At 69.6% G+C, this 14,456-nt stretch carries 13 protein-coding genes; 9 read left to right on the top strand and 4 right to left on the bottom strand.

Features of this window, described 5'->3' with window-relative positions; genetic code table 11:
- Positions 1 to 42: 42 nt before the first annotated feature.
- Positions 43 to 2,403: an adventurous gliding motility protein AgmC gene (agmC, locus tag A176_RS31905; RefSeq protein ID WP_002636231.1), complete on the top strand. Its 2,361-nt coding sequence runs from the start codon at positions 43 to 45 to the stop codon at positions 2,401 to 2,403.
- A gap of 102 nt (positions 2,404 to 2,505) precedes the next feature.
- On the opposite strand, the gene A176_RS31900 is transcribed toward agmC, so the two are convergent.
- The gene (locus A176_RS31900; RefSeq protein ID WP_002636230.1) at positions 2,506 to 3,303 is read right to left on the bottom strand and encodes a TIGR00266 family protein; all 798 of its coding nucleotides are present in this window, start codon (positions 3,301 to 3,303) and stop codon (positions 2,506 to 2,508) included.
- Positions 3,304 to 3,334: 31 nt separating this feature from the next.
- Positions 3,335 to 3,856: a hypothetical protein gene (locus A176_RS31895; protein ID WP_002636229.1), complete on the bottom strand. Its 522-nt coding sequence runs from the start codon at positions 3,854 to 3,856 to the stop codon at positions 3,335 to 3,337.
- A 179-nt stretch (positions 3,857 to 4,035) separates the two neighbouring features.
- Between A176_RS31895 and A176_RS31890 the strand changes: the two genes are divergently transcribed.
- From A176_RS31890 to A176_RS31870, 5 genes are all read left to right on the top strand, one after another.
- Positions 4,036 to 5,250, top strand: a complete 1,215-nt coding sequence (locus tag A176_RS31890) for a metallophosphoesterase (RefSeq protein WP_002636228.1) — start codon at positions 4,036 to 4,038, stop codon at positions 5,248 to 5,250.
- 54 nt (positions 5,251 to 5,304) lie between these two features.
- A complete protein-coding gene (locus A176_RS31885; RefSeq protein ID WP_044890326.1) occupies positions 5,305 to 6,396 on the top strand; it encodes a type IV pilus twitching motility protein PilT in 1,092 nt (363 codons plus the stop codon).
- A gap of 162 nt (positions 6,397 to 6,558) precedes the next feature.
- Positions 6,559 to 8,145: a DUF4419 domain-containing protein gene (locus A176_RS31880; protein WP_002636226.1), complete on the top strand. Its 1,587-nt coding sequence runs from the start codon at positions 6,559 to 6,561 to the stop codon at positions 8,143 to 8,145.
- Between the two features lie 217 nt (positions 8,146 to 8,362).
- Positions 8,363 to 8,890 carry a hypothetical protein gene (locus tag A176_RS31875; RefSeq protein WP_021781349.1) on the top strand — a complete coding sequence of 176 codons (528 nt, stop codon included), beginning with the start codon at positions 8,363 to 8,365 and terminating at the stop codon, positions 8,888 to 8,890.
- Between the two features lie 10 nt (positions 8,891 to 8,900).
- On the top strand, positions 8,901 to 9,674 hold the full coding sequence (locus A176_RS31870; protein ID WP_002636224.1) for a DUF4157 domain-containing protein: 774 nt from the start codon (positions 8,901 to 8,903) through the stop codon (positions 9,672 to 9,674).
- Positions 9,675 to 9,680: 6 nt separating this feature from the next.
- Here the strand turns inward: A176_RS31870 and A176_RS31865 are convergent, their stop codons facing one another.
- A complete protein-coding gene (locus A176_RS31865) occupies positions 9,681 to 9,980 on the bottom strand; it encodes a YiaA/YiaB family inner membrane protein (protein WP_002636223.1) in 300 nt (99 codons plus the stop codon).
- A 111-nt stretch (positions 9,981 to 10,091) separates the two neighbouring features.
- Between A176_RS31865 and A176_RS31860 the strand changes: the two genes are divergently transcribed.
- Complete coding sequence (locus A176_RS31860) at positions 10,092 to 10,967, top strand: LysR family transcriptional regulator (protein ID WP_002636222.1); 876 nt, start codon at positions 10,092 to 10,094, stop codon at positions 10,965 to 10,967.
- Positions 10,968 to 11,066: 99 nt separating this feature from the next.
- Here the strand turns inward: A176_RS31860 and A176_RS31855 are convergent, their stop codons facing one another.
- Complete coding sequence (locus A176_RS31855) at positions 11,067 to 11,783, bottom strand: C40 family peptidase (RefSeq protein WP_002636221.1); 717 nt, start codon at positions 11,781 to 11,783, stop codon at positions 11,067 to 11,069.
- Between the two features lie 257 nt (positions 11,784 to 12,040).
- Between A176_RS31855 and A176_RS31850 the strand changes: the two genes are divergently transcribed.
- Both A176_RS31850 and A176_RS31845 read left to right on the top strand, forming a co-directional pair.
- Positions 12,041 to 12,616, top strand: a complete 576-nt coding sequence (locus A176_RS31850; protein ID WP_021781350.1) for a protein-tyrosine phosphatase family protein — start codon at positions 12,041 to 12,043, stop codon at positions 12,614 to 12,616.
- Positions 12,617 to 12,645: 29 nt separating this feature from the next.
- The gene (locus A176_RS31845) at positions 12,646 to 14,451 is read left to right on the top strand and encodes a hypothetical protein (RefSeq protein WP_226994045.1); all 1,806 of its coding nucleotides are present in this window, start codon (positions 12,646 to 12,648) and stop codon (positions 14,449 to 14,451) included.
- Positions 14,452 to 14,456 lie beyond the last annotated feature (5 nt).

Raw genomic sequence — 14,456 nt, 5'->3', positions numbered from 1 at the left:
ACACTCGCGGGAGACCCGGATTCTGAGGCAGCATGAGGGGGCATGCGCTTCGTCTGGACCTGCCTGCTCGTGTTGCTCCCGGCGTCTCCCGCGTTGGCGGAGCTGGATTCCTTTGGCCTGGGGACGGGCCGTCATGGCGCGCTCAACGTGACGGCGTCTGACCACATCGTCAACGTCGCCACGCCGCTGACGGCCGGTGTGAATACGGGGGAGACCCGCATCAAGGTGGAACGCACCACGGGGTTCTCCGAAGGGATGCTCGTGCTCTTCCACCAGAGCGGCGGCCCGGATGAGGCCGTGGGCACCAGCGGCGGCACGCTCGAGCTCCGAGGCGTGGGGCATTGGGAGCTGGCCCGCGTGGCCGCGGTGTCGAGCGAGCCGGTCGAGCTGCGTCTGACCGCGCCGCTGGTCCACCCCTTCGTCATCCCCGGCGCGCAGGTGGTCACCGTGCCCGAATACACGACCGTCACCGTGGCCGCGGGGGCCACCGTGGCGCCGCGCCCGTGGGATGGGCGCAGTGGTGGCATCGTGGCCTTCCTCGCCACGGGCAGCGTGACGAACCAGGGACTCATCAGCGCGGAGGGCGCGGGCTTCCGGGGTGGTGCCTTCCTCAACCATCCGGAGATCTATTCCTGCACGGCGCTGGACCTCGCTCCGGAGGCGGGCGGCTCCTACAAGGGAGAGGGGCTGCTGGTGGGCCGCTTCGGTTCGGCCGCGGGGCGGGGCAGTGCCGCGGGCGGTGGCGGTGGCGGTAACTGTCACAACGCGGGAGGCGGAGGTGGTGCGAACGCCGGACGCGGTGGCGGTGGCGGACGCTCGACGGAGACCGACTTGATGCGGGACGTGGGCGGGCAGGGGGGAGTGCCCGCGGCGTACTCGCTCGTCGAGAAGTTCATCTTTGGGAGTGGCGGGGGCGCGGGGGAGGGCAATGACGACCTGGGGTCGGGCGGTGGCGCTGGCGGTGGCGCCGTGCTCCTCCGTGCGCGGGCGTTCTCCGGGAGCGGGCGCATCACCGTGGATGGGCTCTCTGCCCTCCCGACACCGGGTGACGATGGGGCGGGCGGTGGCGGTGCGGGCGGTGCGCTCATCCTGCGCGCGGAGGGCACGCTGGGCTGCGGCGCCGCGCGGGCGGCGGGCGGCCGGGGCGGCACGGTGAGTGACCCGGATTGGGTGTTGGGACCGGGCGGCGGTGGCGGCGGTGGCGGCGTGTTGTTGCAAGGGACGACGACGCCTTGCCCCACGGTGGTGACGGGCGGTGCCGCCGGAACGCTCACGGCCTCCGACGGGGGAACGCATGGCGCGGGGCTGGGGAGTTCGGGCGTCGTGACGCAGTACCTCACGTCCTACCGCACGCCCACGATGCCCGCCGTCAGCACGCCGGTGGATGGCGCGGTGGGGGTGCCAGACCGGCCGCGCTTCGTGGGGCGCGCCGAGCCGGGCGTTCGGGTGCTCGTCTTCGTGGACGGCGTGGAGCGGCTCCACGTGGTGGCTGACGCGGCGGGCTCGTTCTCCGCGCACATCGCGCCGCCACAGGAATCGCTCAGCGTGGGCACGCACACGGTCCACGCGGTGTCGGAGTCGCTGGGCGCCTTCAGCCGGTCCTCCGTGCCCGTCACCTTCTCCGTCGCCGCCACGTTGGAGGACGGCGGCGTGGTGGTGGAGCCCATCCTGGTGATTCCCCAGGATGGCGAGACGGTGGGAACCACACCGCTGTTCGCGGGCGTCGCGCCCAACGGCCTGACGGTGGGCATCGAGGTGGACAACGGCGCGGAGGTCATCATCCCCGTCGATGGCGCGGGCCGCTTCCGCTACCAGTGGCCCGCCGAGTCGCCGCTGGCTCCCGGGCCGCACTTCGTCACCGTGCATTCGCACAACGAGGCCGGCATCAGCGGTCCGTACTCACAGCCCATTCGCTTCGAGTCCCAGGCCGTGAGCGGCGGCGTCGATGGCGGTTCGTCCAATCCCGATGCGGGGAGCTCGCAGGGCGATGGTGGCGGGACGCAGGTCCCGGAAGAAGGCTGGCCGGTGCTCGTGGTGCCCGAGGAGGGCGAGGTGGTGGACACCACGCCACTGTTCGCGGGTGCGGCCTCGCCCGGCGCCACCGTGGTCATCGAGGTGGATGGCAGTGAGGTCGCCACGGTGACGGCCGATGACACCGGCGCCTTCCGCTACCAGGTGCCGCGCGAGGGTGCGCTGTCGGTGGGGCCACACAGTGTCGCGGCGCAGGAGCACCTCATCGCGTCCAGCCGGGCGCCGGCGCGCTCGCGCAGCACCGCCTTCCAGGTCCGGGGCCCCGCGGCGCTCGACGTGGGGTGTGGCTGTGGTGCCTCTCCCGTGGGCATGGTCGGCGCCTGGTCGCTGCTCGTGGGACTGGCGGTCCTGGCTCGGCGTCGGCGCGCGTAGCGTGCCGTGGCGGAAGCCGCCCGCGACACGGCAGGGATGCGCGCCGTGAGCGCCTGCGGCGTCGCCGCCCTCCACGGGGCGGCGAGCCGGAATCGTCGGCGCTCAGTCGTCGCCCAGCAGCCCACCAAGCCCGACGCCGCCGAGCACGCTGCCTTCGTCGCGAGCGCCTCCCGAACGCGACGCGGAGAGGATGCGGCCCGCGAGCCGGCTGAACGGGAGCGACTGGAGCCACACCTTGCCCGGGCCGCGCAGCGTGGCGAAGAAGAGGCCCTCGCCGCCGAAGAGGGCCGTCTTGATGCCGCTCACCAGTTGGATGTCGTAGTCCACGGTGGGCTGGAACGCGACGATGCAGCCGGTGTCGACGCGCAGCAGCTCCCCGGGGCCCAACGTGCGCTCATGCAGCGTACCGCCCGCGTGGATGAAGGCGAGCCCGTCTCCCTGGAGCCGCTGCATGATGAAGCCCTCGCCGCCGAACAGGCCGGTGCCCAGCTTCTTCTGGAACGCGATGCCCAGCGACACGCCCTTGGCCGCCGCGAGGAAGCTGTCCTTCTGGGCAATCAACTCGCCGCCAAGCTCGCCCAGGTTCACCGGGATGATCTTCCCCGGATAGGGCGCGGCGAAGGACACCTTGCGCTTGCCTCGGCCACTCTTGTTGAAGAAGACGGTGGTGAAGAGCGACTCGCCCGTCAGCAAGCGCTTGCCCGCTCCGAGCAGTGAGCCGAAGAAGCCGCTCGACTGCTGCGAGCCGTCACCGAAGATGGTCTCCATCTCGATGCCGTCCTCCATGTACATGAGGGTTCCGGCCTCGGCGACCGCGGCTTCTCCCGGGTCCAGCTCCACCTCGACGAACTGCAGGTCCTCGCCGTAGATGTGGAAGTCCACTTCGTGCATGCGTGCCATGGGGGCGCACCATAGCCAGCCTGTCGCGGGACTATCGCGACAGAATCAGGGCCAGCGTGGCCACGAGCCGTGCGTTGTCATTCCCGATGGTGGGCGGGATGGACAAGGACACGGGGTTCTCCAGGCCGGCGAGACACGAGCGCCAACCCTGATAACGCCCTTCCTCGGACGCCTGGAGCTGGTAGCTGCAACGGCCCACGTCACCCTTGAAGGTCTGGGGCGTCACCTGGAAGTCCGTGAGCTGGCCGCCAAACGTGCCCTTGGCGCGCAGGGCGCCTTCCTCCTGCGTCAGCCGCAGGTCCACGGGGCCACTGCCGTAGATGCCACGGACTCGCGCGGTGTCGAGCGTGAGGTTGAGCGGCCTGCCGAAGGCGCGGCCTCGCAGGGCATCGTTGCTGAAGCCAACCTGCAGGTCGGGACTGGTGAGGTCGCGGTCGGTGACGCGCGCGTTGAGCGCGACCCGAGGCGTTCGCAGGTCGAGGTACTGAACCGGCTGCGCCAGGGCGGTGCTCGCGGCGAGCAGCGCGGCCGTGAAGATATGTGAAGTTCGCATGGATTAAACGTAGTCGGCTCGCCAACCCGTCGCCCGTGTCTTAGGTGTGCTGGACGCCATGAGGCGTGGACCTGCCCGGTGTGCGGGCGGGTTGTCGGGCAGCGGTCCTTGGCGGCCGTTACGTCCCAGCGTTCCGGGCGCTGTCATGGCGGGCACCGGTGTGAAGGAGGTCGTTGTCCGTGGCGGAGCTGACCCCAAGCATGGAGCAAGAGTCCCGGCCCAGAGTGTCCCTGGCGCTGGCGTTGCGGTGGTTGATGTCGCTCGGTGGCATCCTCACGCTGATGGGCGGGCTGCATGCGTACATCGCGGTGCGCCTGTTCGTGAGCCCGCAGCTCCCCGCGCCATGGACAATCGTGGGCCCCGCGCTGGTGGCGCTGCTCTTCGTGTTGCTGCCCGTGGGCATGGCGGCGTCGCGGCGCGAGCCGACCTTCTGGACGCAGGCCCTCCAGTGGACGTCCTACGTCTGGATGGGCGCCTTCGGCATCCTGCTCAGCGCGGTGGTGGTGACAGACCTGGTGGGGGCCGTCTTGTCGTGGACGGGCGTGGTGACGGACGCGCTGGCCCTGGCGCGGGGCAAGGCCCTGGTGTCCGTGGGCGTGACGGTACCCGCGGTGGTGTATGCCTTCATCACCGCGCGAGGGCGGGCGACGGTGGAGCGGTTGACGGTTCCGGTGGAGGGACTGGCGCCCGGGCTTCGTGGCGTGAAGGTGGTGCAGATCTCCGACATCCACGTGGGCCCCACGCTGGATGGGCGCTGGCTGCGGCGCGTGGTCGAGCAGGTGAACGCGCTCCAGCCGGACATCGTGGCGGTGACGGGCGACCTAGTGGACGGCACCGTGGACGCGCTGCGTGAGGAAGTGAAGCCCCTGGCGGAGCTGCGCGCGTCGCTGGGCGTCTTCTACGTCACGGGCAACCATGAATACTATCACGGGGGTCCGGCCTGGGCGGCGGAGGTCGAGCGTCTGGGCCTCACCGCCCTCCAGAACGAGCACCGGGTGGTGGAGCGCGACGGCGCGCGGCTGACCATCGCCGGAGTGACGGATTACGACGCGGGCCACATCATCCCCTCGCATGCCAGCAGTCCGGAGCGGGCGCTGCAGGGGGCCCCACAGGGCGTGCCGCGTCTGTTGTTGGCGCACCAGCCGCGGACGGCCCTGCGGGTGGCGAAGTCTGGCGTGATGGTGGACCTGCAGCTTTCCGGTCATACGCACGGAGGGCAGATGTTTCCCTTCATGTTCTTCATCAAGTTGCAGCAACCGGTGGTGCGCGGTCTGGCCACCATCGCCGGGGTGCGCGTCTATACCCACAGAGGGACGGGCTACTGGGGACCGCCGCTGCGGCTGGGGCCCACGCCTGAGATTGCCGAGCTGACCCTGGTGCCCGCCCCGGGGTAATTGCACACCATGTGCAAGGGATGCGTGTCAGCCTAGACTCCGGGGTTCTCCTAGCTGAAGAGGAAGACTCCCCTGGATCTGGCAACGCTCAACAAGCTGCTCGCGGTCGGTGTGCAGAACGGTGCATCGGACATCCACTTCCGGCCGGGGGACCCGCCCATCTACCGGGTGAACGGCGCACTCCGGCCCTTGAAGATGGAAAAGCTTCACGCGGACCACACGCGGCAGGTGGCGATCCACGTCGTGTCGGATCCGGCGATGAAGCAGCAAATCGATACGCTGCAGGAGTGCGACGCCTCCTACAGCTTGCCGGGTGTGGCGCGCTTCCGCGTGAACATCTACCGGCAGCGCGGCTCGCTGGCGTGCATCCTTCGCATCATCCCGGATGAAATCCCAACCATCGATGGGCTGGGATTGCCGCAGGTGCTGAAGAAGATTGCCGGCAACGAGCGCGGGCTGGTGCTGGTGACGGGGGCCACGGGGTCGGGCAAGAGCTCCACGCTGGCGTCGATGATTGACCACATCAACCGCACGGAGAACCTGCACGTCCTCACCATCGAGGACCCCATCGAGTTCATCTACAAGAACATCAAGTCGTCCATCTCCCAGCGGGAGATTGGCCCGGACACGCAGAGCTTCGCGATTGCCCTGCGCGCGGCGCTGCGCCAGGACCCGGACGTCATCCTCGTCGGCGAGATGCGCGACACGGAGACCATCGACATCGCGCTCAAGGCGTCGGAGACGGGCCACCTGGTGCTCTCCACGGTGCACACCACGGACGCGTCCCGCACCATCAACCGCCTGGTGTCCGTGTTCCCCGCCGAAGAGCAGACGATGGTGCGCATGCGTCTGGCGGACTGTCTGAAGGCCACGGTGTCGCAGCGCCTGCTGCCTCGGGCCAGCGGCAAGGGCCGCACGGTGGCGCTGGAAATCATGGTGCAGACGAAGACGGTGGAGCAGTACATCCGTGACGACCGCGCCAACGAGCTGAAGGACGTCATCGAGAAGGGCCGCGACATGTTCGGCATGCAGTCCTTCGACCAGCACCTGACGCAGCTCTACCGCGAGGGGCTCATCACCCTGGAGACGGCGCAGAGCGCGGCCTCCAACCCGGCGGACTTCCAGCGCGCGCTCGAGTTCGAGTGAGCGCTGTCCCTGGCTGACGGGCGCGACCGGGGTGGGGCATGGCCGCACCCGGGGGCTGAGGACGCGGCGCACGCGCCTCGTCAGGATGCGGTCACTGGGGCGTGAGGCCCCGACGGGGAGTGGGCGCCCCGTACAATCCTGGCCACCGTGAGGGGGATGCAAATGGTGACGTTCGAGGTGGATTCCGTCGAGGAGGCCTCCGCGCCTCCCGTGATGACGCTGTTGGGGACGCTGATTCAAGACGTGCGTTGGATGGCGCCCGGGCGGGACACCCGGGTACTGGAGATGAAGGGCATCCATCCGTTGCTCGCCGCCGTTCACGCGGCCTTCGCGGAGCATCGGCCGCTGGTGCTCTCCCCGGACGCTGTGTGGCTCACCATCGCGCAGGGCGTGGCCCAGCACGTCCGGTTGAACGCGGAGGCGCTCCGGAGCCGCATCGTCCGGCATGAGGGGCGCAAGACGTTGACGGTCGATGTGGGCGGCCTGCCGGAGACGGACTCGGATTACCTGCTCCTGTTCTCCTCATTTCGTCATCAGCTCCGTGAAGCGCTGGGACAGGGGATGCCCCGGCTGCTGTCATGTGACTTCTCCACCAGCACGGACGTCGAGCGGATGGCGGGCGACGTGGTGTTGATGGACGCGATGTCGCCGTACTTCGACTTCGTGATGGCCTGTGTCTGCGGCATCCCGCGCGTCACCTTGCTGGGGACGCCGGAGGACTGGAAGGCCATCCGCCGCCGCATCGATGTCATCCAGGAGCTGGACCTGTCGTGGTGGACGTCGTCGTTGATTCCCATCATGGATGCGTTCGTGAGCGCGTCCGAGGGACGGCCCGACCGCGAGTACTGGAAGGAGATGTACAAACCCGCGAAGGCCTATGGGTGGGACAGGGCTACGGGTTGGATTGCCCGGCTGATCCCCTATGTCGCAGGCCATGGGAGCTTCTCGAGCCGGAACCCCATGCTGAAGACCTCGCACGCGGAGCTGATGGCCTCGTGCGCGAAAGCGGCTTCGGACAGGTGGTATGAAGGGCCTGGGCTGGCGTTGCAGGACGCTCCGGCGGGACTGTCGAGCGTGCCTTTGAAGGTGACGCTCCCGGGGCGCGGCGAGTCCGAGGCGTGGACACTGGAAGCGGGTGTCCTCGCGGTCGAGGTGGATGACGCGGGCGCGCTGATTCCCCGGGTGGGCGTCACCGTGAAGGATGGCGGCACCTCCGCTCAATCCCTCATCGAGCGCATCTTCGCGGAGCACACCGCGACGCGCGCCACCCGTGTGGACGCGTTCCAGGGCACCGCGGAGCTCAATGCCCTCTTCGCCCACATTGAAGAGGCCACGCTGTTCTCCGGTGAGAACGCCTGGCGCATCCGGCCGTGCACGGACCATGCGGAGATTCGCATCGCCGTGGACGCGGAAGGCTCGGAGCGAATCACCGTCGTGGCGCTCATGGACCTGCCGGATGGAACCGTGCTGGCGTGGCGAGATGCCTACAGGAAGTCGAACGCGTGCGTGGTCCGGTTGAATGCGAGCCAGCTCGAGCCCCGGCCCCCCGTGGGCGAGGACGAAATCCAGGGCTGGAGCTTCATGCAGGGCGCCAGGTTGCGGGTGCCCGTGCTGACCTCCGCGCAGACGCCCGCTGAAATCCCCGTGGTGGGGACGTCGTTCCTGGAGCTGCTCACACGGGTGCTCGACAGTGGCGGTTCCACCCACCTGGAGCCCCTGGCCACGCTCGATCAGCGGCTGATGATGTAGGCGCGGATTCCGTCGCCCAAGTCCGCAAAACCCGGCGAAGGCGAAGTGGGTCGATTAAGACTCAGTAACACCTGAATAGGTGTTACTTTCGACCCACTGGACGAATGTATCATCGTACGCTTGGCGACGGCAGACGAGGTCCAGCAATTCAGGATTTGTTCGCCAGAATTGAAGTAAAGATTGATATTTCCGCTATTGCTGGTTTATTGTCACATTCGTGTCCAGCGCCCCTGCCCCCCTCATCCGTCGTGCGCAGTCCCTCCTCGACGCCCGCCACCTGGTCGAGGCTGGCGCACTGCGTCTTCCCTTCGAGCCCGCGCCCGCGCGGAGCCGACGGAGCGCTCCGAAGGGGCCTCGGGTGATGCTCGTCTCCGAGGAGCCGTTGTTCCGGCTGGCCATGGGCCGCGAGCTGGCGTCCGACTTCGAGCTGGTTCCCACGCTGGGAATCGCGTCGGCGGATCGCCGGATGGACCTGGGCGTGGTGCCCGAGGCGGTCATCGTGGATCTGGACTCCGTGCAGCGCGCCGCCGTGCCCACCTTCCTGGCGCGGCTGGTGGAGCGGGAGCTTTCAGGCCCGCGCATCCTGGTGTCGTCGCACTTTCGTCCCGAGGTGGCGGCGGCCTACAGCGCCTCCAGCCTGACGCACTTCGCGCTGTCCCGGCCGTGGCGTCCGGGCTCGCTGCGCACGTTGGTGGAGTCGGTGATGGGCTTGTCGGGACTGCGCGCCATGACGGCGGGGCGCTGAGGAGCATGGCATGAGCCGCGGGGCCACGTTCTCGGAGCGGCTGGTGGATGCGGGCCGAGGTCTGCTCACGGGGGTCACGAGCGCGTCGGTGGGGGTGGCTCGCAGCGTGGGGGTGGTGTTGAAGTCCGTGGGCGGCGGCGTGGCGCAGTGCGCGCGGGGCCGTCCGCGCGAGGGACTCCCCCGTGTGGGGCAGGGCCTGACGCGCGTCGCCCAGCTCCCCGCGGATGCGGTGCTGATGGTGGGCGGGCGCGTGCTCAGCTCGGTGCAGGTGCTCGCGGGACTGGAGCCCCCGGGCCGCCGCCTCACCGAGGATGAAATCGCCAGCGTGCGCCCCGTCTTCGGGGACAGCCTGAACTACGCGGCGGTGCGCGTGAAGGTGGGCCGGCTGGGCCTGTTGGGCCTCCCGGGCCGGGCCTTCGCGCATGGCAACACCGTCTTCGTCCCGCCTCGCGGCGGGGCCGTGGACTTCGGCCTGCTCGTGCATGAGCTGACACACGTCTGGCAACACCAGCACGGGGGCACCGCGTACCTGAGCGCGGCGCTGGCCGCGCAGTGGTCCGGTGATGGCTACGACTGGCGCAAGGGCGTGAGCCGCGAGAAGCGCTGGGCCCAGCTCAACCCCGAGCAGCAGGCCCAGCTCATCGAGGACGCCGCCGTCGCGGGCCTCATCCCGTTCACCCAGCACGTGTCCGCGCGCATGAAGCTGCGAGGTTGGACGGACGCGGCGCTGGCCTTGTTGGACGAGGCCGTGGACAGCCTGCGCGCGGGCCGCGGCGCGCCCTGACGCGCGCTACATCTTCGGCGGGGCCAGCGGGTCGTGCTCGGAGAGCAGCCGCGACACGCGGGCCTCGTCGATGCGCGTGCCGAGCTGCTCCATCTCGTGCTGGTCGCGCACCGTCTTCGACAGGCTGAACGTCGAGCCCACGGTGAAGAGCAGGCCCATGCCCAGGAAGGACTTCACCCAGATGTCCACGGGCAGGTTCCAGACCCCCACCGCCGTCACTCCGACGGAGAGGACAAACGAGAGCCACGTCTGGGCGACCCAAGCGGGGCTGTGCGCGACGACGACCTTCGGCGTGGAACGGGACATGCGAACTTCCTCCTCGGTGGGCGAGCCGTGCTCGCTGACGGGAGAAACAATGCACCGTCCCTTCGTAAAGCGCATGGAACTAGTTCATCCGCCATTGATAACCTGGGGTGAATGATTCAGCTCCAGCGGCTCGAGGGCTTCTACCGGGTGGCGCGCGCGGAAGGGTACGCACGGGCGGTCCCCACATTCCCGTATCCCATCACCCAGCCGGGCATCCACCAGCAGGTGAAGCGGCTGGAAGCGGAGGTGGGCGTTCCCCTCTTCGAGCGCGTGGGAAAGGACCGCGTGGTGCTCACGCCCGAGGGCCGCGCGCTCTACGCGCACGTGGCGCCGTTCCTCGAAGGCCTGGACGCGGTGGTGCAGTCGCTGCGCAAGGGCGAGGTGGGCGGCACCTTGCGCATCCACGCGTCCGGCCACGTGCTGCGCTACCTGCTGCCCGCGTGGCTGCGGCGGCTCCAGGCGAAGCGGCCAGACATCGAGGTGGCCCTCTTCGAATCGAAGACGCCCGCGTTGGACATCCTGAGCGCGGGCGACACGGACCTGGTGGTGGACCACCTGCCGGAGATTCCGGAGGACGTGGACGTGCGCGAGGTGGGGCGCACGCAGCCCTTCCTCGTCCTGCCCGCGCACCACCCGCAGGCGAAGCGGCCCCAGGTCCGGCTGGCCCAGCTCCGTGATGATGCCTTCATCGCGTACAGCACCGACCGGCACCTGCGCGACTTGCAGTTGGCGGCGCTGGCGCGGGCGGGTGTGACGCCCAAGCGCCTGCACGCGGCGGATTCGTCGGAGACCATCCTGGGCTTCGTGGCGGCGGGGCTGGGCTATTCGCTGCTGGCGTCGCTGCTTCCGGGCGGTCCGCGCGAGGCGGGTGTGGTGTCCCGGCTGATTCCGGGTGCGGGCACGGGCATCGTCCACGCCGCGTGGCGGAAGACGGCCGCGCGCAGCCCCATCATCCAGGCGGCGTTGGCGCTCGCGCCCAAGCCTTGAGCCGTCACTGCGCGGGGCTGAACGTCAGCGGGGCCCCGTGCCCGTCTGGAAGGACGGACGCGGAGCCCCGTGGGTGCTCACTCAAGTCTGCGCGAGGGCTCAGCCCTGGTACTGGTGCACGGACATGATGGGGTAGTTGAAGCCGGAGATGGTGATGCGCTGCGAACCGTCGGAGTTGACGTTGTTCGAGCCGATGAAGGTCGCCTTGCCGTCCTTCCAGCCGGCGAACATCACCACGTGCTGACCGCCGTTGGTCTTCATGGAGACGACGTCGCCCGGCTTCGCGTCCTTCAGGGAGATGCGCTTGAAGTTGGGGTCGTTGTCGAGCTTGCGCTGCAGGCCCATCACGCTGTTGTCGTGCTGCCCGGCGGAAATCTGGCCGGCCTGGCGCAGGACGCCCGAGACGAAGTTGGCGCAGTTGACGTTGTTGGGGACCCAGTCCTCCATCGCCAGGCCCACGCCGTTCTTCTCCAGCTTCAGCGAGCCCGCGTTCTTGCCCAGGTGCTGCGACGCGATTTCAAAGGGGCTGCCGTTGGGGCCACGGGTGCCGGGGCCGGAGCTGTTGGGGCCCTGCACGTCCTGTTCGCTCTGGCCACCGGAGGAGGCACCACCCGCGCGGCGCGCACCGCCCGTGCCACCCGTCCCGCCCTCGAAGGAGTCCTTGGCGCCCGGGATGTTCAGCGACTTGCCGGCGTAGATGAGGTCCGCGTTCTTGATCTGCGGGTTCGCCTTCATCAGCGCGCTGACGCTGGTGTTGTAGCGCTGCGCCAGGTGAGAAAGGGTATCGCCCGACTTGATGCGGTAGCTGGTGCTCATGTGGGGGCTCCAATGGGGTGTGGAGAGGCGCGGGGGGGCGCCGCATGTGCGTCTTGAACCTATTCTCGAAGCTTGAGACCCGGAGTTGCGTGCCTCTTGGTTTTCGAGGCTGGCGACGGGAAAAGTCCTCTGATTCCAGTGAGTTCCATCCGGCCCCCTGGGAAAAGGATGATCCGACGTGGGTCCCAGGACACTTCGAGCGAGGCGCTGTGTCGCCCGGTGGTGACGGTGTCAGGTGCCGTCCCTACCTTGGGCGCATGAGCGAGCCGTCCCGGAGGTTGAACCTGGACTGGGTGCTGCCCTCGCTGGCGGTGGGGGGCCGTTTCCCCATCGACACGGCGGAGCACCTGGCGGGGAAGCTCGGCATCCGCCACGTGGTGGACGTGCGGGTGGAGGCGCATGACGACGCGCGAGTCCTGGGCGAGCACGGCATCACCCTGCTGCACCTGCCCACCGAGGACCTGCGCGCCCTGTACGTCGACCGGTTGGACGAGGGCGTCGCCTGGGTGACGGGGCATCTGTCCCGGGGGCACAAGGTCTACATTCACTGTGAGCATGGCGTGGGGCGCAGCGCGTTGCTGGCGCTGTGTGTGCTCGTGGCCCTGGGGCAGGCGCCGTTGGAGGCGCTGGCGTTGATGAAGGCGCGGCGCTGGCAGGTCTCCCCCAGCACGGAGCAACTCCAGGCCTTCATGGCGTGGGCGGAGACGTGGCGCCAGCGGCATGCGGTGGCGTGGCAGGTGCCCACGGTCGAGGCGTTGGCCGCGATCGCGCACAGCCACCTGCGCCAGCCGCCACTGGAAGCGCAGGGCGGGAGCGAGGGAGGGGAAGCCTGATGTTGGTGTCCGGAGAACATCCGCGAGACATGGACCCCACGGCCGAGGCTCGGGCGTTGGCGAGCGCCTGCTGGGAAGTGGCGGTGCTGCCCGCGGGCCTGACGCGCCACGCGGCGCTGGTGTCGCTGCTCATCCGTGCGAGCGAATGGGCGCAGGGCGTCCTCGACGCGGAGCAGGTCGTCCAGGGCGGCGAGGACGGAGACACGGAGCTGGCGCGCGCCTGCGAGTCGACGCTGCTGCTCCTGGGGCACGCGGTGGTGGCGTCCTGGACGGACGGCTTCCAGGCCGACCTGTCGCGGGTGGGCAGCGCGCTGGAGTCCCTGAGTGGACTGGCGTTGCCGCAGCGGGTGCGGTGCAAGGTGCCTCGGGGGCATGCCTTCCTGGGACTGTACCCCGAGGGCTATGTGGAGTCGGCGCGCGCGCTGCCCACCGAGGGGGGGCCGTGGCGTGTCCTGGGCATCCGCGGCATCGGCACGGGCCTGGCGGGCGTGGTGGCCGCGACGCTGGGCACCCAGGCGTTGTGCTTCGTGCGTCCCCGGGGCCATCCCTACCGGCGCACGCTTTCGCTGTCGCCCGAGCGGACCGCTCGCTTGGTGGAAGAGGCCCGCGCGGGCTACCGCTTCGTGGTGGTGGATGAAGGGCCGGGGCGCTCCGGTTCGTCGTTTGGCGCGGTGGCGGACTTCCTGGAGGCGCAGGGCGTGGCGCCGTCGTCCACGTACTTCCTGTCGGGGCACTCGGGGGCGCTGGGGCCACGGGCCCAGCCACGCGAGCGCGAGCGCTGGCGTTGTGCCCGGCGGCGCGGGGTGGACTTCGAGTCGTTGATGGTGACGCCCACCGAGCCTTCCCACGCGTTGGCGGGCTGGGTGGAGGACATCACGGGCAAGGCGACCGCGCCGCTCGAGGACGTGGGGGCGGGGGCCTGGCGTCAGCACCTGCTGGAGGGCACGTTGGAGGCGGCCTGGCCTCCGGTCCACACGTGGCGCGAGCGCCGGAAGTACCTGCTGCGCGCGGGAGGGCGCCCGTGGCTGCTGAAGTCCGCGGGGCTGGGGGCCTATGGCGCGCGGACCTATCTCCAGACGCGCGTGCTGGCGGACGCGGGCTTCGGTGTCCCCGTCGCCGGCTTGAAGCACGGCTTCATGGTGCAGCCGTGGCTGGAGGAGGCGCGGCCCTTGAGCGTGGCGGGGTCCTCGGTGGACCGGTGGGAGCTGGTGGCGCGGGTGGGGGCCTACCTGGGCTTTCGCTCGCGTCACTTCGGGCGGGTCGAGGATGGGGCTGGCGCCTCCACGCGCGAGCTGTGGGAGATGGCCCGCTACAACACGGAGGTGGTGCTGGGGCGGCAGGTGGCGCAGGCGCTCCATGTGTGGATGCCGAGATTGAACGCGCTGGAGGGCATGGTGCGCCGGACGGTGACGGACAACCGGATGCACGCGTGGGAGTGGCTGGTGCTGCCCGGTGGCCGCCTTCTCAAGGCGGATGCGGTGGACCACCATCTCGCGCAGGACCTGGTGGGCTGTCAGGACCTGTCATGGGATTTGGCGGGCGCGGCGGTGGAGCTGTCGCTGGACTCGGAGGAGCTGGCCGCGCTGTGCGCGGTGGTGGAGCGCCACAAGGGCCGGCTCCCACCCTTGGAGTTGCTCCGCTTCCACCGGCAGGCCTACCTGGCCTTTCAATTGGGAGACCACGTGTTGGCCGCGGAGTCCCATGACGCGGAGGCGCCGGCCGAGGCGGCCCGGCTGCGGCACGCGGCGGCCCGCTACGCGGAGTTGCTGCGCCGTGAGCTGGCGCCGGCCGCCCGTACCTTCACCGGCGGTTCGATGAGCGCGCACCTGGGCTGACGCCT

Source organism: Myxococcus hansupus (genome assembly GCF_000280925.3).
Lineage (GTDB): Bacteria > Myxococcota > Myxococcia > Myxococcales > Myxococcaceae > Myxococcus > Myxococcus hansupus.
This window is presented reverse-complemented; position numbering and strand designations above follow the sequence as displayed.